The organism is Alphaproteobacteria bacterium, from assembly GCA_016699305.1.
Classification (GTDB): domain Bacteria; phylum Pseudomonadota; class Alphaproteobacteria.
Genome location: CP064970.1, coordinates 403,533 through 427,114, shown reverse-complemented (window position 1 = coordinate 427,114; position 23,582 = coordinate 403,533). Strand labels below are relative to the sequence as shown.

Annotated in this window: 17 protein-coding genes; 8 read left to right on the top strand and 9 right to left on the bottom strand. The window is 55.1% G+C overall.

The window, feature by feature from the left end; translation table 11 throughout:
- Nucleotides 1–399 precede the first annotated feature (399 nt).
- The 3 genes from pnp to IPI58_01930 all read right to left on the bottom strand — a co-directional run bounded on the left by pnp (nt 400) and on the right by IPI58_01930 (nt 6,201).
- On the bottom strand, nt 400–2,502 hold the full coding sequence (gene pnp / locus IPI58_01940; protein QQR69462.1) for a polyribonucleotide nucleotidyltransferase: 2,103 nt from the start codon (nt 2,500–2,502) through the stop codon (nt 400–402).
- 290 nt (nt 2,503–2,792) lie between these two features.
- Nucleotides 2,793–4,169, bottom strand: a complete 1,377-nt coding sequence (locus IPI58_01935) for a phosphoglucosamine mutase (GenBank protein ID QQR69461.1) — start codon at nt 4,167–4,169, stop codon at nt 2,793–2,795.
- Nucleotides 4,170–4,284: 115 nt separating this feature from the next.
- Nucleotides 4,285–6,201 carry a polysaccharide biosynthesis protein gene (locus IPI58_01930; GenBank protein QQR69460.1) on the bottom strand — a complete coding sequence of 639 codons (1,917 nt, stop codon included), beginning with the start codon at nt 6,199–6,201 and terminating at the stop codon, nt 4,285–4,287.
- Nucleotides 6,202–6,265: 64 nt separating this feature from the next.
- Between IPI58_01930 and IPI58_01925 the strand changes: the two genes are divergently transcribed.
- The 7 genes from IPI58_01925 (at nt 6,266) to IPI58_01895 (ending at nt 16,305) form a co-directional block, all read left to right on the top strand.
- Nucleotides 6,266–6,688 (top strand): hypothetical protein, encoded by a 423-nt coding sequence (locus IPI58_01925; protein QQR69459.1) that lies wholly within the window; start codon nt 6,266–6,268, stop codon nt 6,686–6,688.
- 76 nt (nt 6,689–6,764) lie between these two features.
- Nucleotides 6,765–7,109, top strand: a complete 345-nt coding sequence (locus tag IPI58_01920; GenBank protein ID QQR69458.1) for a hypothetical protein — start codon at nt 6,765–6,767, stop codon at nt 7,107–7,109.
- Nucleotides 7,110–7,265: 156 nt separating this feature from the next.
- Nucleotides 7,266–7,904, top strand: a complete 639-nt coding sequence (locus IPI58_01915) for a hypothetical protein (GenBank protein ID QQR69457.1) — start codon at nt 7,266–7,268, stop codon at nt 7,902–7,904.
- 45 nt (nt 7,905–7,949) lie between these two features.
- Nucleotides 7,950–9,107, top strand: a complete 1,158-nt coding sequence (locus tag IPI58_01910) for a transglycosylase SLT domain-containing protein (protein ID QQR69456.1) — start codon at nt 7,950–7,952, stop codon at nt 9,105–9,107.
- Nucleotides 9,108–9,777: 670 nt separating this feature from the next.
- Nucleotides 9,778–9,918 (top strand): hypothetical protein, encoded by a 141-nt coding sequence (locus tag IPI58_01905; GenBank protein ID QQR69455.1) that lies wholly within the window; start codon nt 9,778–9,780, stop codon nt 9,916–9,918.
- Between the two features lie 76 nt (nt 9,919–9,994).
- Nucleotides 9,995–10,348: a hypothetical protein gene (locus IPI58_01900; protein QQR69454.1), complete on the top strand. Its 354-nt coding sequence runs from the start codon at nt 9,995–9,997 to the stop codon at nt 10,346–10,348.
- 575 nt (nt 10,349–10,923) lie between these two features.
- Entirely contained in the window at nt 10,924–16,305 is a 5,382-nt protein-coding gene (locus IPI58_01895) for a hypothetical protein (GenBank protein ID QQR69453.1), read from the top strand.
- Nucleotides 16,306–16,376: 71 nt separating this feature from the next.
- Here the strand turns inward: IPI58_01895 and atpD are convergent, their stop codons facing one another.
- From atpD to IPI58_01875, 4 genes are all read right to left on the bottom strand, one after another.
- The gene (atpD, locus tag IPI58_01890; protein ID QQR69452.1) at nt 16,377–17,828 is read right to left on the bottom strand and encodes a F0F1 ATP synthase subunit beta; all 1,452 of its coding nucleotides are present in this window, start codon (nt 17,826–17,828) and stop codon (nt 16,377–16,379) included.
- Entirely contained in the window at nt 17,825–18,649 is an 825-nt protein-coding gene (locus IPI58_01885) for a formate/nitrite transporter family protein (protein QQR69451.1), read from the bottom strand. The genes atpD and IPI58_01885 overlap by 4 nt, the downstream gene beginning before the upstream one ends.
- Before the next feature lie 3 nt (nt 18,650–18,652).
- On the bottom strand, nt 18,653–19,528 hold the full coding sequence (gene atpG / locus IPI58_01880; protein ID QQR69450.1) for an ATP synthase F1 subunit gamma: 876 nt from the start codon (nt 19,526–19,528) through the stop codon (nt 18,653–18,655).
- 229 nt (nt 19,529–19,757) lie between these two features.
- Nucleotides 19,758–21,245: a thioredoxin family protein gene (locus IPI58_01875; GenBank protein QQR69449.1), complete on the bottom strand. Its 1,488-nt coding sequence runs from the start codon at nt 21,243–21,245 to the stop codon at nt 19,758–19,760.
- Between the two features lie 382 nt (nt 21,246–21,627).
- On the opposite strand from IPI58_01875, the gene IPI58_01870 reads away from it, so the two are divergent.
- A complete protein-coding gene (locus tag IPI58_01870; protein QQR70000.1) occupies nt 21,628–22,209 on the top strand; it encodes a YqgE/AlgH family protein in 582 nt (193 codons plus the stop codon).
- Nucleotides 22,210–22,291: 82 nt separating this feature from the next.
- Here the strand turns inward: IPI58_01870 and IPI58_01865 are convergent, their stop codons facing one another.
- Both IPI58_01865 and def read right to left on the bottom strand, forming a co-directional pair.
- Nucleotides 22,292–22,936: an NADH-quinone oxidoreductase subunit C gene (locus IPI58_01865; protein QQR69448.1), complete on the bottom strand. Its 645-nt coding sequence runs from the start codon at nt 22,934–22,936 to the stop codon at nt 22,292–22,294.
- Between the two features lie 8 nt (nt 22,937–22,944).
- A complete protein-coding gene (gene def / locus IPI58_01860) occupies nt 22,945–23,466 on the bottom strand; it encodes a peptide deformylase (GenBank protein QQR69447.1) in 522 nt (173 codons plus the stop codon).
- Between the last annotated feature and the right edge of the window lie 116 nt (nt 23,467–23,582).

The window sequence follows — 23,582 nt, the reverse complement described above, 5'->3', positions numbered from 1 at the left end:
CCGCGTGGAAGATGACGATGGCGCGTAAGAGCGCCCCAAACTTGATAGCGACTCTTTCACTTTCTCAAACGGCGGTGCATGTTCCGTATTGCCATAAGTCAAAATACCCATCGCCGAAGCGCATAAACGCTGCGCATGGGAGAGTGTTAATTTGAGATAGATATGAGCTTGTTTTGTTCGCTTTGAGCCATTAATTCCTTGCTGAGTTTTTGGAGCAATCTATCTTTAGTTAATACTCTCCTTTCTTCGCCATCGGCATATTGTTGGTATGTGCTCATATCGGCGACTCCCTATAAAGATCACGACAGTCTATTTTACGAAACAGATATGATTTCGTCACAAAAAAGCGGAGGGCCGATTGGCTCTCCGCTTCTTTATATGGAAACACTCAATCCGGTCTTAATCGGAGATGGGCGCATCCGGCTGGCCAACGGCCTTCATGGACAGGCGGACTTTGCCGCGATCATCCGTGCCCAGCACCTTGACCTTGACCTCGTCCCCGACATTGACCACGTCGCCGACCTTGGCCACACGCCCGGCGGCAAGCTCGGAAATATGGACCAGACCATCGCGGCTGCCCAGGAAGTTCACGAACGCGCCAAACTCCATGATTTTGACGACCTTGCCGGTATAGACCACGCCGATCTCAGGCTCGGCCACGATGCCTTTGATCCAGCTGATCGCCGCATCGGCCTTGGACTGATCCACGGCGGCGACCTTGATGGTGCCGTCATCCTCGATATCGATCTTGCAGCCTGTCTTTTCCGTGATTTCGCGGATGACCTTGCCGCCCGTGCCGATGACTTCGCGGATCTTATCTTTGGGGATCGTGATGACGGTGATGCGCGGGGCGTTTTCGTTCACACCGTCACGCGCGCCGACCAACGCCTTGGCCATCTCGCCCAGGATATGCAACCGGCCTTCGCGCGCCTGCACCAGAGCCTCATGCATGATCTTGGGCGTGATGGAGGTGATCTTCAAATCCATCTGCAGCGAGGTCACGCCCTTATCGGTGCCGGCCACCTTAAAGTCCATGTCGCCCAGATGATCTTCGTCGCCCAAGATGTCGGTCAGCACCGCATGGCGGTCGCCTTCCTTGATCAAGCCCATGGCGATGCCCGCCACAGGACGCGGCAAGGGAACGCCCGCATCCATCAACGAAAGCGACGTGCCGCACACCGTGGCCATCGAGGACGAGCCGTTCGACTCGGTGATCTCAGAAACCACGCGGATGGTATAGGGGAACTCCTCAGCCGTGGGCAGCAAGGGACGCATCGCGCGCCAAGCCAATTTTCCATGACCGATTTCACGCCGACCGGGCGACCCCATACGGCCCACTTCGTTCACCGAATAGGGAGGGAAGTTGTAGTGCAGCAAGAAGCGTTCGCGGAACTCGCCTTCCAGCGCGTCGATGATCTGCTCGTCATCGCCTGTGCCCAAGGTGGTGACCACCAGGGCCTGGGTTTCGCCGCGCGTGAACAGCGCCGAACCATGCGCCCGGGGCAATACGCCCACTTCCGACAGGATAGGACGCACGGTGCGCGTATCGCGTCCGTCGATGCGCTTGCCCGTATCCAAAATCGCGTTGCGCACGAGCTTGGCTTCCAAGTCGTGGATCGCGCCGCTCAGCTGAACGTCCGAAACTTCCGCACTCAGCAACGCGCCTTTGGCCTTGGTCTTGGCCGCCGACAACAGAGACTGACGCTCTTGCTTGACGGTGACGGCATAGGCGGCGCGCAGGTCCGCGCCGATGGTCTCTTCCAGCTTGGTCATCAGGGCCTTGTGGCCGGCAGATTCCTCGGGCAACGGCCACGGATCGCGCGCTGCCTTTTCGGCCAGGCTGATGATCGCCTCGATCACCGGCTGGAACGAAGTATGACCGAAGGTCACGGCTTCGAGCATCATTTCTTCGGTCAGCTCGTGCGCCTCGGACTCCACCATCAACACGCCTTCGGTGGTTCCGGCGACGATCAAATCCAGTTTGGATTGCGGGATCTGCGCCAAAGTGGGATTCAGCACAAATGCGCCATCGACATGCCCCACGCGGCAAGCGGCGATCGGCCCCATAAAGGGAATGCCCGACAGCGTCAAGGCCGCCGAACAGCCGATCATGGCCACGATGTCGGGATCGTTCTCCATATCGTGAGACAGCACGGTGGCGATCACCTGGGTCTCGTTGCGGAAGCCATCGGCGAATAGGGGGCGGATGGGACGGTCGATCAAGCGGCTGGTCAGCACTTCCTTTTCGCTGGGGCGACCTTCACGCTTGAAAAAGCCGCCGGGGATCTTGCCGCCGGCGAAAGCCTTTTCCTGGTAATTCACGGTCAGGGGAAAGAAATCGATATCCGGGCGCGGAGTCTTGGCCGCCACCACCGTGCACAGCACAAAGGTGTCGCCATATTGCACTTCCACGGCACCGGCCGCCTGGCGCGCCATGTGTCCGGTGCGTAAGGTCAGCTTGCGGCCGCCCCATTCGATTTCTTTTTGATGGATGTTGAACATTCTTGTTACCTCTTCTTCCTTCTTGCTTCCTCTTGATTGTCCATGATCTTTCGCACATTTCTTCGCCAAAAGCGAGTGAATAAAAGCGCTGATATCTGTCAAAAATGCATGCCCGTCATGTATCCAAGAAGATTCCCAGCTTGCTCGAGCGGGAAGGGTTATTCAGTGTGCTCAGTGCCTTGACCGTTCGCACATCTGCGCTTGCCCATTGCCTAATCCGGCGCGGCGAGTTCAAGCGGATTACACGGCTTCCCCGTCATCTTCTACAATCCACGGAAAGATGGCTTTTCCTAAGCCGCCTTTGCCCCTTGTCCCAGATATAAGCACAAAGCGCTGACGGTTTCTTCCACGAGGGCGGCATTGTCCCCTTCCGCCATCACGCGGATCAGGGGTTCGGTGCCGCTGGCGCGGACCAGCAAGCGGCCGCCTTGAGCGCACAAAGCATCTTCGGCTTGGCGGATGGCTTCTTGCGCCGAGGCGGTTTGCAAAACGGCGGTCGAGGCGACGCGCACATTTCTGAGTTTCTGCGGCACGGGCGGGAAAACACGCAGCAATTTGCTGGCCTTCTCTCCCGACTCGCGCAGCACGGCCAATACCTGCAAGGCGGCCATCAACCCGTCACCCGTGGTGCCGTGGTCGGTGAAGATCAAATGGCCTGATTGCTCGCCGCCAAAATTGAAGCCGTCTTTGCGCATACGCTCCATCACATGTCGATCGCCCACAGGGGTGCGCACCAGGCGCAGGCCGTTTTGCTCGAGGTGACGTTCCAAGCCCAAATTTGACATCACGGTGGCCACCGCGCCGCCGCCCTTTAATTGGCCGCTTTTGGCCAGGGCCGTCGCCACCAAAGCCATGATCTGGTCGCCGTCGATCACACGACCCTTTTCATCCACCAGAATCAAGCGGTCGGCATCGCCGTCCAGAGCGATACCGATATCCGCGCCATGGGTGACCACGGCTTCGCACAAAGCTGCCGGAGCGGTCGCTCCGCAATTCCGATTGATATTCATGCCGTCGGGATTCACGGCCATAGGCACCACATCCGCGCCCAGTTCCCACAGCACCTGCGGCGCGACGCGATAGGCGGCGCCATGGGCGCAATCCAACACGACACGCAATCCGTCCAGTCGCAAATGGCGCGGGAAGGTCGCCTTCACATATTCCACATAACGGCCACTGGCGTCGTCGACGCGCTGCGCTTGCCCCATACGGCCATCGGTGGCCAAATCCTGATTGAAGTCGTAGTCGGCGACCATGGCTTCGATGGCGCGTTCCGTTTCGTCCGATAATTTATAGCCGTCTGCGCCGAATATCTTGATGCCGTTGTCTTCATAAGGGTTGTGCGAGGCCGAGATCATCACACCCATATCCGCCCTTAGCGAACGAGTCAGCATCGCCAGGGCCGGGGTCGGCAGCGGGCCGACCAGGCGCACATTCATGCCCATGGCCACGAATCCCGATTCCAGCGCGCCTTCGACCATATAGCCCGATAGCCGCGTATCTTTGGCAATCACGACCAGGGGATGACGTTGCGCGCCTTCGGTAGGCTGCTGCCGCCTCACATGGATTGCCGCCGCCATCGCCACGCGCAAAATGGTGGCCGGAGTCATCGGCTCACGGTTGGCGGTGCCGCGAATGCCGTCTGTTCCAAAGAGTTTGTTGGCCATGAGCATAATCCCTGGTTGATCTGGTTGGGCGTTGCGTCAGTTTAGCTTGCCTACACAATAGTGCCAGTCACATTCTGTTGCACAATGTTTCTGTTCTTTGGCATCTATCTTAGTCCTAAGTCGCACCTTGCGCCTGTTTGCCTTCTAACGCCTCGAAAACCAGATGTCGTACCATCTCATCGTCGCCCGTATGGGCGGCAAGCTCAATCTGCGATACCAGGCGTTCCATCTCGTTCAAGGGACGCAAGGGCGGGGTCGCGGCCATAAGGCCTTCGGCAACCTTACGCGGAGATTCGGCAGGGTCGAACAATTCTTCGTTCAGCTTCTCGCCCGGACGGGTTCCGGTAAAGATAATGGCGTTTGGATCGTCGGGCTGCCGATTGGCCAGGCGGATCATCTGGCGTGCTAAATCCAGGATACGCACCGGCTCGCCCATATCCAACACAAAGACCGTACCACGCACACTTTCTTGGGCCGAGCCAAAGGCCGATGCGTGCAGGACCAATTCCACCGCTTCGCGCACGGTCATGAAATAGCGGCGCATCTCGGGATGCGTCACGGTCAGCGGTTGCCCCTGGGCCAATTGGCGCTGGAATAGGGGAACGACCGAGCCGCTGGACCCCAGCACGTTTCCAAAGCGGACTGTGAGAAAGCGTGTGCTGCCGGGAGCGCTTTGGGCGTCGCGGGCCTGGCAGAGCATTTCTGCTAAACGCTTGGTCGCCCCCATGACGCTGGAAGGTTTCACGGCCTTGTCGGTCGAGATAAGGACCATCGCCTTAGAGCCGCATGCAGCCGCTGCCTGCGCCACATGATGCGTTCCCACGGCATTGGTCAACGCGCCTTGACAGGGAAAGGATTCGACGATCGGCAGATGCTTGAGCGCGGCGGCGTGAAAGACCAGATCGGGCCGCTCTTGTTCGAACAGGCGCATCATCGCATCGCCATCGCGCACATCGCCCAGCACTCCGCGCCATGCCGAAGCGGGCAGAGGCAGATGGGCTTGCGCGCGCAATTCCGTCTCGATGGAGTACAGATTAAACTCGCTATGATCGACCAAGATCAGCCGGGCAGGGGACAAGGCGGCGATCTGGCGCACCAGTTCACCCCCGATGGTGCCGCCCGCGCCGGTTACCAGCACCCTTTGTCCCGAAATCATCTGGCTCAGAACCGTGCTATCCAAGCTGACATGCGGGCGGCCCAGCAAATCTTCGACCGAGATCGAGGGCAGGGTGAGGCCTTGGCCCGGATGATTCTCGGCCTCGCGCAATTCGGTGACCGGCGGCAGACGGGCCAGCGACAGGCCCAGGCGATCCGCGCGATCGAATAGTTTGCGTATCCTATCTCCGGACTCGCCGGGACGTGTCAGCACCAATTTACGCACCACCACATTGTTTGCGCGTAAACGGGCGATCACCTCGTCCATTTCATCCAATGTGCCCAGCACCTTTTGGCCCAAAATGGTTTGACCGGTGCGGCGGCCCTTGTCGTCCAAGATGCCCACCACTTGCCAGGGTGCCCCGGGGCGGGTGGCCAGGGCATGCAGAAACTGCGCCGTCTCGTCCCCCGCGCCCACCAAAAGCACGCAGATGCGCTCGGCGGCTGGGGCCATGTCTCGGTCGCGGCGTCGGTCGCGGCTCATACGGTACACAAGACGCGGACCGCCCAGCAGGACCAGGGCCATGAACCAATGGATGAAAGGAACGGAACGAGGCAGAATCTCAAGCCGCGTCAGGGCGAACATCGCGGCCAAGAAGGCGGCCACAACCACGGTCACGGCCTTGACGATCACCACTAGCTCAGCGGTCGAAACATAGCGCCATAATCCTCGATGCAGACCAAAGGCTAAAAAGACAAAAGCGGACAACAAAGCCAGTAAGGGCAGGCCCAAGGTCAAGGCGTCGGCATATCGACCAAAGGCATCGCCGCCCACGCGAGCATACAAAGCGGCCACCAAAGCCAACATCATCATCAGCGTGTCATGCGAGATGATCAGGGCGCGGCGCGTAGGCAGCAGTGATGACCAGGTGAACATGGGCCTTGACGCGAACCTTATGCAGGGACGAAACAGCGCGCCAGTCTAGCGATTTGAAACCAAAATGGAAAGCGGCATTGCCAGCATTAACCTGAACGCCACTGCGAGCAATTATACGATTGCCGGAAACTTGGTGACCAAGGAATCCAGCTTTACACGCACGACTGGCGCGACGGGCAAGGTGGTGGATGCGTGGTTTGCCTATGACAATGTGAACACGGTATATGGCGGCACCGTCGCCCTGAACCCGCGCACATTGCTGCTGCCGCAGATGCGCGGCTATGGACAACTGCCCGACCTTGCCATCGCCATGAGCCAAAACGCCGCTCTGCTGGGGAAGGTCGAGGCGTTTACCAAGCTGAACTTGATGACCGCCAGCCCGGTGGCTGCGAATGACGATATGGTTAACGACAATACGCCTCAAGCTCATACAAATGTGGCATCGTGTCTCATTGTGAATGAATTTACATGCCGCTTGGCGGCGTGATAAATTGGCACAACCTTAGAAAAGAGAACAGCAGACCTATTCAACACCAACGACTTTACAAGAGGAGAACCTCACCGTGACTGACCAGCCCGAATCCACTGCACCTAAGCCCCAATTGCCGCCGCTGCCGGAGTTGGAAGCGTTTCACCCTAAGAGATGCCCCCAGGAACTGGTGGATAAAGTGATGAAGACTATTTATGACGAACGACCTGATCTTTTTCTGAGGATAGCCGAATGGGAAAGAAAGGGAGAGAAGGAGACAGACCTTGAAGTGTTGAATAACGAGTATTATTCTTCTGTTCCCAGAGATTCTTATTATTATATAGGATCGCATTTGAATATTGATGGTTCTGTTCTAACTACAGATCTGTTCTGGGAAGCACGATTACGTGCGCGTCTTATGTTTGGTATGTCTATATAAATCGTGGAGGAAGAAATGACGATATGGTTAACGACAATACGCCGGTAACCCAATCAAATGCGGTATCGTGTCGCATTGTGAAAGAACCTACATGCCGCTTGGCGGCGTGATAGAAGCGTGAGTGGTCAACTTATAACAGCCAGATGTGGAGACCCTATGAATAAAACATCGAAACCTTCTAGAATAAACACGGAGTGTACTGGCATCAGATTGTGCAAGAACCTTTGTGGAACAGTGGTGTTCTTCTTTATAATTCTCGTTTTCTCTGTTTTTACAGCGTCTGTAGGGGTGTGCGCTGATCCGGGTTTTGCCCTTTATACAGTTTCGGCAACGTGTTCTGATGGAAGTGATGTCAGCTTGTACTCTGTGTGTACAAGAGAAGAATCATATAAAACATGTATCTCTCAAACTATGAGTATTGGAAATAAGGAAGATTATTTAGCAAACAAGAAGTATATTAGGTTTTATGATCTAGATAAAAAGAATAGTATAAATGTTATGAATATGCATGTTTTAGCTTTTTCTTGTATTGAATCAATAAAAAAAGGACAATATGTCATTGTTTCTGTAGCAAATTACGGAAATTGTGATAGTTGCGAAGAGCATATTATTATTGATACAATAAAAGGAAAATTAATTGCGCGATCTGGAGATTATATAAGTAAGAAAAATAAATTCTGGGATGTTTTTGAAAAAATGTTCGTTCAGGATAAAGAAACTATTAAACATGGAATGTCAATTTTTTTAGATAATATACCGTGGGCGCGTCTAAAAGATGCGAAGGAAAATCAGTAAAATTGAAACCATGTAACCTATCTAATCAAGCTGGAGGTAATAATCATGTCAAACAATAGTAAATTATATCAGCTGTATGTAAATAGCAAAAAAGGTGGATCCTATAGAGCTGACCAAGTTATAAAAGAAAGTCACTACAATGATCCAATTGATCGTACAGCTGGAAGATTAGCCGGACGTAGCCGCAAGGTTGGCGATGCAGATCCAGATGTTCAGATGAAAGTTATCGACATGGTCATTCAGACCGGTCAAGAAAAGGGCATGAGCAATAGTGGTGTTGCTTTTATATTGTCGATTATAAGAGAAGAATCTGGTTTTAATCCGGATGCTGCAGCTGGGACGACAACAGCGGCGGGTCTCGGCCAGTTTATCAACACCACTTGGAAAGAAAACACGTCTGTGAGTACGCCAGTTGGGCAGGCTGGTCAGTTTGATGCTTATATAAGCATTCAGACAATGGTATCATTCTTTAATAAAATTAAAGATAAATGTGAGCGCCAGGGCCTTGGCCCTGAATATTATTATGCATTCTATCATGATGGCCTAGGATCTAGTTTTGTTAAAGGTGTTGATACCCCAGGAACGCTACTTTCTCGTCAAGATATTATTCCTTTTTATAACAAGGTAATGAACATTTTTGGTAATCAGTGTGTCGCGCTTCCCGGTTGGCAGGCGGAGTTGCTGGCCAAATTCAACCAAGCCTCCGAGCAAGGTTCGCCTCTGGTGTTGGATCTTGACGGAGACGGCGTTGAGTTGACGGGTCCGAATGGGGTGTATTGGGATATTGACAAGGATGGTTTCCGCGAGGCGAGCGCGTGGGTGAAGTCGGATGATGGGTTGCTGGCGCGGGATGTGAATGGGAATGGGGTGATTGACGATCATGGGGAATTGTTTGGGGATAAGACGGGTCAGGCGGATGGGTTTCTGGCGCTGGCGACGTTGGACTCGAACAAAGACGGCAAGATCAGCGCGGCGGATGCTCAGTTCGCCAATTTGAAAGTCTGGCGCGATCTGAACCAGGACGGCGTCAGCCAAGCAGCGGAGTTAAAGACTCTGGCAGAGACCGGCATCGCCAGCATCAACCTGAACGCCACCGCGAGCAATTATGCCATCGCGGGCAGCAACGACAACCTGCCGCTCAACGCACACCATACAATATTGTATCGTGGCGTGAAAGAATTTACACGGCATCATGCAGCGTAATGGTTGGCTAGGAGAAGGCTAGAATGACTAAGTACATATGTAAACTATGCGGGGTTCGTTTCACCACATGCATGCTTATACCTGTGTTTGTTGCCCTTATAGTGCTATCTTTTTATTATTTTTTTATGAGAACAAAAGATAATGATGTGTCATTTTACAATGATACGAACGAAAGTGTATATATACTAAGAAGTTACATTAACAAAAACATGGTGACTGACAGCAATATAGCTATTGATGGCAATAAAGAAGGCCTATCTAAGCGTGTCTTCCTTTTTAAAACTAAAAATTCTCTTGTTGAGTCAATAAGCTTTGATATTAAAGTGTCTGGAACAATAGAAAAAGTTGGTTGTATAACAAAAGATGATGATAGAAAGGTAAGCTGCAGTTACACAGTTCACTACAGCGGGAATGGCCATGCGTTCTGCGTGTGTGATCCAGACTACTACTGCTTCCTATCCAACCCATGAAAATAACTACAGGAGAGAAAAGTGACTACAACATATGACAGACTAACTGGTGGAGTCGTTGCAGCTGTTGTTAATGAATCCATTATATCTAAATTGGGCGGAAGAGAGAACGGGCCAGCAGATGCATATAGACATCAATTGCTTTCTGCCGAACTAACAAGGAAATTTGGAGAAGCCTATGCCAGGGTTGCTCTTATTCGGTGGGTCTGACCGTGGCCGATCTGGTGCTGCAACGCCAGGACAGCGATTTGATCGTGGTTAACGACAATACGCCGGTAACCCAATCAAATGTGGCATCGTGTCGCATTGTGAAAGAATTTACATGCCGCTTGGCGGCGTGATAAATTGGCACAACCTTAGAAAAGAGAACAGCAGACGCATTCAACACCAACGACTTTACAAGAGGAGAACCTCACCGTGACCGACCAGCCCGAATCCACCACTTCTAAGCCCCAATTGCCGCCGCTGCCGGAGGTGCCCTATGAGCATAGTATTTTCTTTGATGAAGGCTTGATGCGTCAAGTTATTAAATATGTATATGATAATCACCCTGATATCATATATGTAACAAGCAGTAGAGAATTAAATATTGCTAATAATATTTACAATGAAGAAGAACGTATCGCAATTGAAGATAAGTTTCAAGATTATATGAATAAATTATTTATTATTATAAAAGATCATTTTAAATTGGAGTCGAACGGAGTCGTAATCTCATTAATGTTTGAGGTCCGCCGGACGGCAAGGGCTATGGTTGGGTTAGATCACTAACCTTTCCTGAATGAAACTTTAGATAAGAAACGTAAACTTGGAGACCAGTGATGAGTAAGAAAATCAAAATCCTTGACAATGACCACCTGACAAAGATGTTTGACTCATTGGGGGAGCAGGCGGCGCGGAACGAAATTATCAGCGCATCGAAGGAATATGATTTAGTGATAGCGGACTAAGTATACAAGGAGGCCGTTGTAGATGATAATTTTCCGAGAGATAGGGCTATACGTGATTTCACAAAAGATGGAACAATTAAACAAGTTGATACAACAATACCAAGCAAAGTAGCAAAAGGAGAAATCCCCTCGAAAAACGCTGGCGAGAAAGCGATGGTCGAGGCACGGAATAAGCTTATCGCTCAAGGGGTGCCAGAAGATAATATTCGGCTTGTATCTAACGATGGGATATTCAATCCAAACAGCACAGCTCTTGGCCAGGATTACTCAAAAGTTCGAGAAACAACAGTTGATTATGCGAACGATGGTGTGAAATCGGGGCGTATGCCTCCTGCAGCGTATAATGCGGTGGCTCAGGGCAATCCGAGTTTACGTGCCAGTGATGGAAAAGCGTGGATGCAGCCGCATGAAACCCTGAACAACACGCCTGGTTTTAAGAACAGCAACGGAAAATTTGAGGCGTATCCGGACGGGACGGTGAAGACGCCTGGCGGGAAAGTTCCGATGGGGCAGGTTATTGGCAAGCTGACGGGGAACGATTCGGGCGTATTTGATGCGCGCAAATTGTTGTCGGCACTGGGGATCGAAGAGGGTATGGCCGCGAAGGAAGTGGCCAAGCGTTTAGTAGGTGCGGGGGCTGGCGCGTTGGGTGCTGCGCTGATCGCGGTGGATATCAAGCTGAGTATGGACGATGCCAAGACCAAGGCGGATGCCGGCAATATTGCGGGCGCGGCCGAAGTGATGGGTGGTCTGATGGGGCGGTTGGCCCTGGGCACGGCGGGGGCCTTGGCGGGAGCTATTCTGGGGACGGCATTGGTGGCGGGGGTGGCCACGGGCTTTGTCGCAGGGTCGATCATTTTCTTGACGGCTGTGACCGTGGGTATGTTGACAGGAATTTATGGGACGCATGCGGGTGAGCAGATCACTAAGGCGTCCATGGCATTGGGCGATATGCTGCTGCATGCGCTGGGCATTTCAGACGGGGACGGCAAGCCCGGGCCTTTGGCGGATTGGGTGTTTGGATTGATTGATAAATTCAACCAAGCCTCCGAGCAAGGCTCGCCTCTGGTGTTGGACCTTGACGGAGATGGCGTTGAGTTGACGGGTCCGAATGGGGTGTATTGGGATATTGATAGGGATGGTTTCCGCGAGGCGAGCGCGTGGGTGAAGTCGGATGATGGGTTGCTGGCGCGGGATGCGAATGGGAATGGGGTGATTGACGATCATGGGGAATTGTTTGGGGATAAGACGGGTCAGGCGGATGGGTTTCTGGCGCTGGCGACGTTGGACTCGAACAAAGACGGCAAGATCAGCACGGCGGATGCTCAGTTCGCCAATTTGAAAGTCTGGCGCGATCTGAACCAGGACGGCGTCAGCCAGGCAGCTGAGTTAAAGACTCTGGCAGAGACCGGCATCGCCAGCATCAACCTGAACGCCACCGCGAGCAATTATGCCATCGCGGGCAATCTGGTGACCAAGGAATCCAGCTTTACACGCACGACTGGCGCGACGGGCAAGGTGGTGGATGCGTGGTTTGCCTATGACAATGTGAACACGGTGTATGCCGGCAATGTGGCCCTGAACCCGCGCGCATTGCTGCTGCCGCAGATGCGCGGCTATGGACAACTGCCCGACCTTGCCATCGCCATGAGCCAAAATGCCGCGCTGCTGGCCAAGGTCGAGGCGTTCACCAAGCTGAACCTGCTGACCATCAGCCCGGTGGCGGTGATGGGAAAAGTGCGCGAGATTATGTATCTGTGGGCAGGGGTTGCGAATCTGGACCGGACGAGCCGCTCATTGGGCGGCGTGTCGGGGACCAGCAGCGACTTTTTTGCGGACGCGCGCGATGTGGCGTTTTGCGAGAAGTTCTTTGGGAAGACACTATGGAGCGTGGGCGATGCTTTGGCTGGAGATTTCAGGGGCAATGCTTTGGGTCAGGTCGTTGGCCCGATAGAAAAAGCGGTGGCTTCGCGCCTGATGCTGCAAAGCTGTGGCCAGTCCTTGCTTGCCCAGGTCCCGACATATGATCCCATCACGGACACATTCAGCGGTAGTCTAAGCTTTACGCCGGCGGCGCTGACGACTCTGGGCGCGGCGGGTAAGACGACCGAGGCGGCGGTGCAGCAATGGGTGAATGTGCTGAGCATGATCGAGTATTCGGTGGGCCTGACCGGGATCAGTGCGGCAACTCAGTCGGCGCTGGATGCGGCTATTCGTTCCAGCTCGTCCGTTCTGACTTACGCTAAGATGCTTCAGGCCTATCGGCAATATGGAAGTTCGGGTTCCGATCAGTCGGAAGGCAATGTTGGCGATGATGTGCTGTTTGGCTTGTCGGGAAATGATTCTCTGCAAGGTGCCGATGGCAATGATCTGATTTATGCCGGGGGAGACAACGATACCGTCTATGGGGGTAACGGCAACGACACGCTTTTTGGCGGGGATCACAATGATTATCTGTATGGCGGCGCAGGGAATGACATTCTGGATGGACAGTCCGGTGATGACTATTTGAGCGGGAATGATGGATCGGATATCTATGTGTTTGGGCGCGGCTCTGGCCAGGATATCGTCGACAATTGGGATGCAGACGCCTATGGGGTGAATATCGACACCATCAGCCTAAGCGCAGGGATCGCCGTGGCCGATGTGGTGCTGCGACGCGAGGGGAGCGATCTGATCGTGACCATCAATGGCGCGTCCAGCAGCTTGCGGGTGCGGGGGCATTTTGTTCAGGATGGGTTATTGTGTTACGCCGTCGAGCAGATCAAATTTGCCGATGGCACGGTTTGGGGCGCGGCCTCGATCATGGCTAAGGTGACGGCGGCGACGGCTCAGGCGGATTCGCTGTATGGCTCTGTCAGTGCAGAGACTATTCGTGGCGGCGCGGGTGGGGACACAATCCAAGGCAATGGCGGCAGCGATTCGCTGTATGGCGATGATGGGGCCGATGTCCTCTATGGTGAGGATGGCCATGACGGGATGCTCGGCGGCGCGGGCAATGACAGCCTCAATGGTGGTGCTGGTGATGATGCGATCTACGGCGACGGGGGTAACGATACCCTCTATGGGGAATCGGGCAATGATCGTCTGTATGGCGGTCTAGGCAATGACACTCTTAGCGGGGGTGATGGGGCTGATAGCTATATGTTCGGGCGCGGCAGCGGTCAGGATACCATCAGCAATAATGACAATGATGCTCTCGGCCAGTCCAGGGACGCCATCATTTTTCAGGCAGGAATCGTGCCGGCGGATGTGGCTGTTTCCCGTCTGGGCGATAGTTTGGTTCTGTCGATCATCGGCACCAATGACAGATTGACGGTTCAAAGCTATTTCTCGCAGGACGGCACGACAGCCAACGCGGTGGAGCTTATTGGCTTTGCTAACGGCACGGTATGGGACGTGGCCACAATGAAGGCCAAGACCTTGCTGGGCACGAATGAAAAAGACACGCTGTACGGCTATGCCAGCGCGGACAACATCAATGGCGGCGCGGGCGATGACCAGATCAATGGCTATGATGGATCTGACACGATCAGCGGCAGTGACGGCACTGACAACATCAGTGGCGGCGCTGGCTATGACGGGTTATTGGGCGGCGCGGGCAATGATTATATATATGGCGGCGCCGATGATGATGCGATCTACGGCGATGAGGGTGACGATACCCTCTATGGGGAATCGGGCAATGACCGCATCTATGGTGGTCTAGGCAATGACACGCTTGGCGGGGGTGATGGGGCTGATAGCTATATGTTCGGGCGCGGCAGCGGTCAGGATACCATCAGCAATAATGACAATGATGCTCTCGGCCAGTCCAGGGACGCCATCATTTTTCAGGCAGGAATCGTGCCGGCGGATGTGGCTGCTTCCCGTTTGGGCGATGATCTGGTTCTGTCAATCATCGGCACCAATGACAGGCTGACGGTTCAAAGCTATTTCTCGCAGGACGGCACGACAGCCAACGCGGTGGAGCTTATTGGCTTTGCCAACGGTACGGTATGGGACTATGCCGCGGTCAAGAGCAGATTGAGCGCCGCTCCTGCTGCCATGTACAAGGCGGGCACGGCGGCGTCGGAAAGCATGCTGGGTGGGGTGGGTGACGACTCGCTATACGGCTATGGCGGCAATGACACTCTTAATGGTGGCTTGGGCAATGATGTGTTGTCGGGAGGCGATGGCGCGGATGTCTATCTGTTCGGGCGTGGCAGCGGACAGGATTCGATCAATAATTACGACGTGGATGCGTTGGGCGTAAAAGCCGATACCATCCAGTTTTCTGCCGGCGTGGCGGTCGCGGATGTGGTGGCCTCTCGCGAGTGGGATAATTTGGCCTTATCGATCATCGGCACCAATGACAAACTGACGGTTCAAAACTATTTCAGTCAGGATGGAGCGACGCCTCATGCCGTCGAGAACGTCAGATTCGCCGATGGCACGGTGTGGAATGTGGCGGCGATCAAGGCCAAGGTGACGGTCGCCACCAACTCCAGTGACACTCTGATAGGATTTGAGACGGCTGATTCCCTGGCCGGGGCCTCTGGCGATGATACGATCTATGCGCATGGCGGCAATGACATCATCGACGGCGGTTACGGCAATGACTGTTTATACGGTGATGGCGGTAACGATACGCTGACCGGCGGTGCGGGTTTTGGCGACGATACACTGGATGGCGGCGCGGGGAATGATGTGCTGCGCGGTATGGAAGGTCGCGATAATCTCTACGGGGGAGACGGAGCCGATACGCTCGACGGTGGTACAGGTGATGATCAGATGAGTGGGGGCAACGGTGCCGATACTTATCTGTTTGGCTTTGGAAGCGGGCAAGACACGATCAACAACGGTGACGTTGACGCCGTGGGCGTGAATGCCGATACGGTTCTGTTGGGTGCGGGAATCTCCGCTGCACAGACGATGCTAAGGAACGACAATGGCAACCTGGTGATCAGCCTCGTAGGCACAGATGATACGCTGAATGTGTCGAGCTATTTCACTCAGGACGGCGCAACGAACAGTGTGATCGAGAATATCAAATTTGCCGATGGAACCGTCTGGAGAGTCGATGCGGTGAAGGCCAAGGTTTTGGCAGGAACAACGGAAGATAACGTTCTAACTGGCTATGCCACGGCGGACACCATCAATGGCGGCGACGGCAATGATTACGTCTATGGCCGCTCGGGTCATGACTCGCTGGGCGGCGATGGCGGCGATGATCAAATCAATGGCGAAGATGGCAACGACAGACTGGCGGGCGGCGTGGGTGCCGATATTCTAAACGGCGGCTATGGAGACGATCTGCTGCAAGGCCAGGATGGCAATGATACACTCAACGGCGATGCGGGCAATGACACGCTGGATGGTGGCACAGGGCGTGATTGGCTGATTGGCGGGCAGGGCAACGACACCTATGTGATGGCTCGTGGCTCGTATGTTGACTCCATCCAGGAATATGACAGCACTGCCGGCAATAGCGACATGATGTCGTTTGGTTCAGGTATCGCCAGCGACCAAATCTGGTTCAGAAAGCTGAACAGCGATCTCGAGGTCAGCATCATCGGAACGGAAGATTGCATGACCATCAGTGGCTGGTATGGCAGCGGAGCGGTGGCCCAGATTGAGCAATTCAAGACTTCGGACGGCAAGGCTTTGCTGGCGAACCAGGTCGAGAATTTGGTCAATGCCATGGCCGCATTCGCGCCGCCTGCGGCGAATGAGAACACCCTGCCGCAACATTATCAGGACTCTTTGGCCACGGTGATTGCGGCGAACTGGAAGTAACTCGGTAAGGGGCCGGGGAATTAACCCTGCGGTCCCTTATCCGACTTCTTACCAAAGGATGCGTTCGCCGGTTAAGCGGCCTCGGCTTGCAGGCGTTCGCCCTTGGCGACGGCGTCTTCGATGGTGCCGACCATGTAAAAAGCCTGTTCGGGAAGGTGATCGTATTCGCCCGCCACGATTCCCTTAAAGCCCTTGATGGTGTCTTCCAAACGCACCAGAACGCCGGGCGATCCGGTGAAGACCTCGGCCACATGGAAAGGCTGAGACAAGAAGCGCTGAATCTTGCGCGCGCGCGCGACGATCATGCGGTCTTCCTCGGACAATTCGTCCATGCCCAAGATGGCGATGATGTCTTGCAAAGACTTGTAGGTTTGCAGCACTTTTTGCACCGCGCGTGCCGTTTCATAATGCTCTTGGCCCAGGATGCGCGGGTCCATGATGCGGCTGGTGGAATCCAACGGATCCACGGCCGGATAGATGCCAAGCTCGGCAATCTGGCGCGACAGCACCGTGGTGGCGTCCAAATGCGCAAAGGAGGTAGCAGGGGCGGGGTCGGTCAAGTCGTCGGCGGGCACATAGATGGCCTGCACCGAGGTGATCGAGCCTTTGCGCGTCGAGGTGATGCGCTCTTGCAGCTCGCCCATATCGGTCGCCAAAGTCGGCTGATAGCCCACCGCCGATGGAATGCGGCCCAGCAAGGCCGAGACCTCGGATCCGGCTTGGGTAAAGCGGAAGATGTTGTCGATAAAGAGCAGAACGTCCTGACCTTCATCATCACGGAAATATTCGGCCAAGGTCAGGCCGGTCAGACCCACGCGCGCGCGCGCGCCGGGAGGCTCGTTCATCTGGCCATAGACCAGGGCCACCTTTGACCCCGGACCATCCAGGTTGATGACGCCCGAGCCGATCATCTCGTGATACAGGTCGTTGCCTTCGCGCGTGCGCTCACCCACGCCGGCGAAGACCGAATTGCCGCCATGCGCCTTGGCGACGTTATTGATCAATTCTTGGATCAGCACCGTCTTGCCCACGCCCGCGCCGCCGAACAATCCAACCTTGCCGCCGCGCGAATAAGGGGCCAGCAGATCCACCACTTTGATGCCGGTGACCAGAACTTCGGTTTCGGTGGACTGCTCGATAAAGGTCGGGGCTTCGCGGTGGATGGGATCGCGCCGCTTGGTTTCGATGGGGCCGCGTTCGTCCACCGGGTCGCCGATGACATTCATAATGCGGCCCAAAGTGCCAGGACCGACGGGAACGGCAATAGGGCCGCCCATATCTCGCACGATCTGGCCGCGCGCCATGCCGTCCGTGGAGTCCATCGCGATGGCGCGGACGGAGTTCTCGCCCAAATGCTGCGCGACCTCCATCACCATGCGGCGGCCTTCAATGTCGGTCTCCAGCGCGTTCTCGATCGGAGGCAGACCGGCATCGAACATGATATCGACCACCGCGCCCAGAACCTGGGTAACCTTGCCTGTCAGTTGCTTTGTCGGTGTGGGTGTTGAGGTCACGGTTGTCATCCTCCGGATGCGGGGTTGTCGTGGGAGCCTTTAAGATAAACCAGCCAATACACCAGTGCCACCAGCACCCCGCCGCCGACGATATTGCCCAGCGTGACGGGGATGAGGTTGGCAACAAAACTGCCCAAGGACACGGGCGCACCCGCCATCATGCCCAAGGGGATCAGATACATGTTGGCGACCGAATGTTCAAACCCCAAAGCCACAAAGGCCGATACGGGAAAGATGATCGCCAGGATCTTGCTGGACACACTGCGTGCCGCCAGGCATAGCCACACGCCAAGGCATACCAGCACATTGCACAAAATGCCACGAAAGAACGCTTCGGCAAAGCCCAGAGAGGTCTTGGCACTTGCGATTTTGATCGCCGTTGCCGCCATGGCGTCGTCATGAATATGCAACACGCCCGAAGCGTACATCATCAAGGCCATGGCCAAGGCACCCGCGAAGTTGCACAGATAAATGACCAGCCAATTGGCCAGCAATTCGCGCGTGCGCACCAAACGTTGTGCCCAGGCCATCGTCAGCATGGTGTTGCCGGTGAACAATTCGGCCCCGCCCACGACCACCAGAACCAAACCCAGCGAAAAGGCCAATCCGCCCAACAGGCGCGACGGCCCAAAACCCAAGCCGCTTTCCGTCATCACCAGTGTATAAAACATGCCGCCCAAGGCGATGTAGGCACCGCCCAGCAGGCCTAAGGTCATCATCGCCACGGGCGCAAGACGCGCCTTCTTGACACCATAATCGCGCAGCAACGCCGCCATCTGGGGCGGTGTGTGGGCGTCAAAGGGACCGCCGGTGATGGGCGCCTCGCTCATGCTCTACATCGCCTCAGAGCCGGAGACGATCTCGATCATCTCCGTGGTGATGGCCGCCTGGCGCAGCCGGTTGTAACGCAGGTTTAAGCGATCAATCATCTCGCTGGCATTGCGTGTGGCGCTGTCCATAGCGGTCATGCGCGCGGCATGTTCGCCTGCCATGCTTTCGACCATCGCCAGATAAATTTGCGTCTTCATGTTCAAGGGCAACAGGCCGGCCAATATCTCGTTTCGCCCCGGCTCATAGATACGCCAGACCGTCGGCTTGGCGGCGGCCTCTTCGGGCGGGTCCATGGGCGCGGGCATGATACGTCGCATGCGCAGCTCCTGCTGCAAGGCGTTTTTGAAGGCGTTGAACATCAGATCGCAGCTGTCCAGTTTGCTTTGGGTGAACAGCTTAACCAGGGTTTCCGCCAAATCCTGCGCCACGGCATAAGAGGGCGTGCGGCCAAAATCCATGCTGTGGACGATATATTTGCTGTGGGTCCGTTTGAGCATGTCGCGCCCACGCCGCCCGATGCAGATCAGGATGGGCGGCGTTCCCTGTTTCTCCAACTCATCAACCCTGTGCCGCACATCGCGCACGACCGAGGCGTTGAAGCCGCCGCACAGGCCGCGATCCGACGTCAGAACCACCAGTGCCGGACTTTTATTGCCGCTGGCACGCGCCCAGGCCGGCAAAGAATCGTCATGCGCCGGGATGCCTTGAGAGACCGAGGCCAGCATATCCTGCAAGGACTCGGCATAAGGCCGCGCGTTCTCGGCCTGCGTTTGAGCGCGTCGCAATTTGCTGGCCGCGACCATTTTCATGGCCGAGGTGATCTTGCACGTCGCGCGCACGCTGGCGATGCGATTGCGTAAGTCCTTGAGATTAGCCATGCGATTCCCTTCCTAGCACACGTCTTTTTGCGCGAGTGTGGGGCTGGGGTCAAGTCGGGATCATGAAAAATAGCCTGCCAAGCGGGCAGGTCATTCCGAATTTGTGAGTGTGGCCAGATTGCCGGGATAATTGGGGATCTTTTTTTGTGCGTCTTATTCATACAAAATGGATGCGATATCGAGCATTATACATTGATAAATATGTATTATAACGGCATGCGCAGCGGTGTCAGCCTTTGGCTTGGTTCAAAGCTTTCAAAATATCATCCTCATGAAGGAATTCAGGCAAAATAATCCCTTCGGGCGCGCCGGGGCCATAGACGATGCTAAAGGGAATGCCGTAACGCTTGTGGCGCAGCAGATAGGCGGTGATTCCCTCGTCACGATGAGTCCAGTCGCCTTGCATGGCCACCAATCGGCGCGGCTGATCGAATAATTGGGCGCGGATGGTTGGCCGTTCCAAGACCAGTTTCTTATTGGCCAGACAGGTCAGGCACCAATCGGCGGTGATGTTCACAAAAACCACGGCCCCGCGAGATGTCAGCTCAGAGATTGCGCGTTCGTCAAAATGTCGCCAACGCGGATCATCGGAGGTGCGCAAGGAATCGGGCAGTGCCGCCGCGCCAAGCCACAGCGCCGTCACGGCCAGCCCCACGCCCATGACGCGTCGCAGCGGGATCATCCAGGCCCCCGGACGCGGCAGGGCGGTGGCCAGTCGCGGCCATGCGGCCACGATCAACCAAGGCGCGGCCAGCCCCAGACCAAGGGCCGTGAAGATGGTAATAATGTCCCAAGCGCCGCTGGCCAAGGCAAAACCCACCGCCGTTCCTAGAAAGGGTGCCGAGCAGGGCGTGGCCAATAGGGTGGCGAAGCATCCTGTTAGAAACGCGCCGAGCATCCCGTTGTGCCGCGCGGAGAGGCTTCGAGCCAGAAACTGCGGCAAACGGAATTCAAACAGGCCCCATAAATTCGCGGCGAATAGCATCAGTACCAGGATCATGCCGATCAGAAAGATGGGGTTCTGGAAATGCAGTCCCCATCCCACATTTCCACCGGCCCATTTGAAGATCACCGTGAATCCCGCCAGCAGCCAAAAGGAAAAGACAATCCCTGCCGCCGTGGCCAGAAACGACCATCGCACGTCACGCCGATTGCCGCCGCCATGCCCCAATACCGCCAGCAGCTTCAACGATAAGACCGGCAGTACGCAAGGCATCAGGTTCAGGATTAACCCGCCCAGTAATGCCAGTCCAAAAGCCAAAATCCATGAGATGCCAGAATTTCCTTCTCCATTCTCGTTATGTACGGATGCAGGTTCGGTCTGGCGATTATGCGCTGCGTCCAAAGTCTCGGCATAGGAACTGGGAAATGCCTGACCGGAAGTCAGGAACATGGGCAAGGTCAGGCTTTGCGGGATGCACACGTCTTTGCAGACCAGCATCTCCAGCCGTAAATACATATTTATCGGCTGACCTACCGCCTTGGGCCGTACTGTCATGGGCCACAGCACATCACCTTGATAGCCGCGCGCATGGATGCCTTGGAACTCAAAATCCATGGTCGGCGGCCATGCGATGTGACTGCTTGATACGTTGTCCGACAACCCCCAATCCAATCGCGCAGGTAATCCGGCGGGTCCTGGATTCGGCCCATAGGTTTTCCAGCCTGGATCCAGCCGTAATCCCACTCCCATGGGGACGGCAGACAAATCTCCCACGGCCATGACGCCAGATATTAGTCGTGCCGATACATATTGCCCCCGTACCCATTCGGGTTCCTTAGCTAAAGATTTTTTTGTATCGATAGTAAAAGAAACAATAAGGACCAAGGCCATTAAGGCCATGGCACCTATCGTGGCAGGACGGAATGATGGGAATTGAAGAATCCTCAAACGTCTTAACCTTTCTGGTTTTCTTGGGCCTTCGCCAAGTTTTATACTCATATTTGTTAAATAGATTGTGACACCATTCACTCGATCATGCATCGTTTTCGCGGATCGAGGGAAAACATACGTTCAGGAGACGAACCAGGCCTTGACTGCAAAGGACAAGAAAAAGCCGCAGATCCGCCCTCGCGCTCGTGCTGAGGAAGGCGAAGCTTTGTCCGAACACAAGACAGAAAAGCATTCGGGATCTTTGGCAGGGACTTTGTTGGTCGCCACGCCCGGCATGGCCGATCCCCGCTTTGCGCGCACAGTGATTTATATCTGCTCACACAGCCCGGCGGGTGCCATGGGGGTTGTGGTCAATCGGCTATTTGGTGCGCTGGATTTTTGTTCTTTGCTCGACCAGATGGAGATCAAAACAGATTCCACCACGCCGCCCGTTCGCATCCATTACGGTGGACCGGTCGAAAACAATAGGGGCTTTGTACTGCATTCGGCGGATTATCAGTCCGAGGGCACGGTGCCGGTGGATGACCAAGTGTGCCTGACCGCGACCGTCGATATCCTACGCGCCATCGCGCAAGGCCATGGCCCGAATCGCTGTTTCCTGGCGCTGGGTTATGCCGGATGGGGTCCGGGGCAGTTGGATACCGAGCTTCAAGCCAATGGCTGGCTGGTCGCCCCGTCCGCCGAGACCTTGTTGTTCGACGACCATTTGGAAACCAAATGGGAACGCGCCATCGCCCAATTGGGCATCACCCCCGCCAGTCTATCTGCTGAGATCGGGCATGCGTGATTTGCGTTTCCTCTAGGCTCTCGTAGAGGCTCGGAGCTATGAAGTTATCCTAGGGTTATCCGCTGAAATTCGCGAAACGCCTTTATTTTGAAGCTTTTTCGTCGCCGGGCAAAGTAAGGGGAACATCGCCTTGCCAAGGGCTAAGAAAATCGAAGTTGCGGTAATCTTGGGTTAGATGCACGGGTTCGTGCACCACGCGGCGCTGATCGGGATCGTAGCGGACTTCCACATAGCCGGTCAGGGGAAAATCCTTACGCAAAGGATGGCCTTCAAAGCCATAATCCGTCAGGATACGGCGCGGATCGGGATGGTCCGAAAACGTGATGCCAAAAAGATCCAGCACTTCACGTTCAAACCATCCGGCGGCAGGGAAGACACCGGCAGAACTGGGAACGGATTCATCCTCGGCCACGGCAACCTTAATCGTCAGGCGGCGATTGCGCGTCAGGCTAAGGAGTTGATACACCACCTCAAAACGTGGCGTGCGGGCGGGATAATCGACCCCGCATACATCCATCAGTTCATCGAATGCGCATGTGCGATCCGTGCGTAGGCGTTGCAGGCAATCAGCAATCGTTTCACGCCGCACACAGGCCGTTAGGCCACCTCGATTTTCATGCAGGTCCAGCAGATTTTCGCCCAATACAACATGCAGCAGATCGGCGTCCTGCTCTATGGCTGTGCGAACAGCCGATGCGGCAGGCTTGGCCGCGTCCGATGTATCCATATTTACATTCACGTTTCAATCCGCCCGTGTTTTTTAGCCTTGTCCAAGCGGCGCAGGATCATCTCACGCTTCAATTGCGAGACATAATCCACGAACAAAACGCCATGTAGATGGTCGATCTCATGTTGAAGGCAGATGGCCTCCAGGCCTTTGGCCTCAATTTCGCGCGACTTATTATGTTGGTCCAGATAGCTGACGCGGATCTTCTCGGGCCGGGTGATCTCGATCCAGATATCGGGTAAGGACAAACAACCTTCACGATAAACCATCGTTTCTTCGCTTTTCCAGACAATCTCCGGGTCTGCCAAGTAGATGGCCTCGGTGCCGTCACGCTTTTCGCCCGTGTCCATGACGATCACGCTTTCCAGCACACCGATTTGCGGCGCGGCCAAGCCGATGCCGTTACCCGGATACATCACGGTCAGCATCTCATCCATCAATTTGGCGATGCGGGAATCGACTTTGCCCACAAGGGGCGTTTTGCGGCGTAGGCGCGGATCCGGGGCGATCACAAGATGTGGCAATGTCATGTCTCATGATATGGAGCCGCCAGGTCTTTTCGTCAAGATAGGCGTGTTCAATTTCAATCAGGATAAGGCATCACGATGAAGGCTTGACGCAAACATTTGGGAAGGATACAACGGTC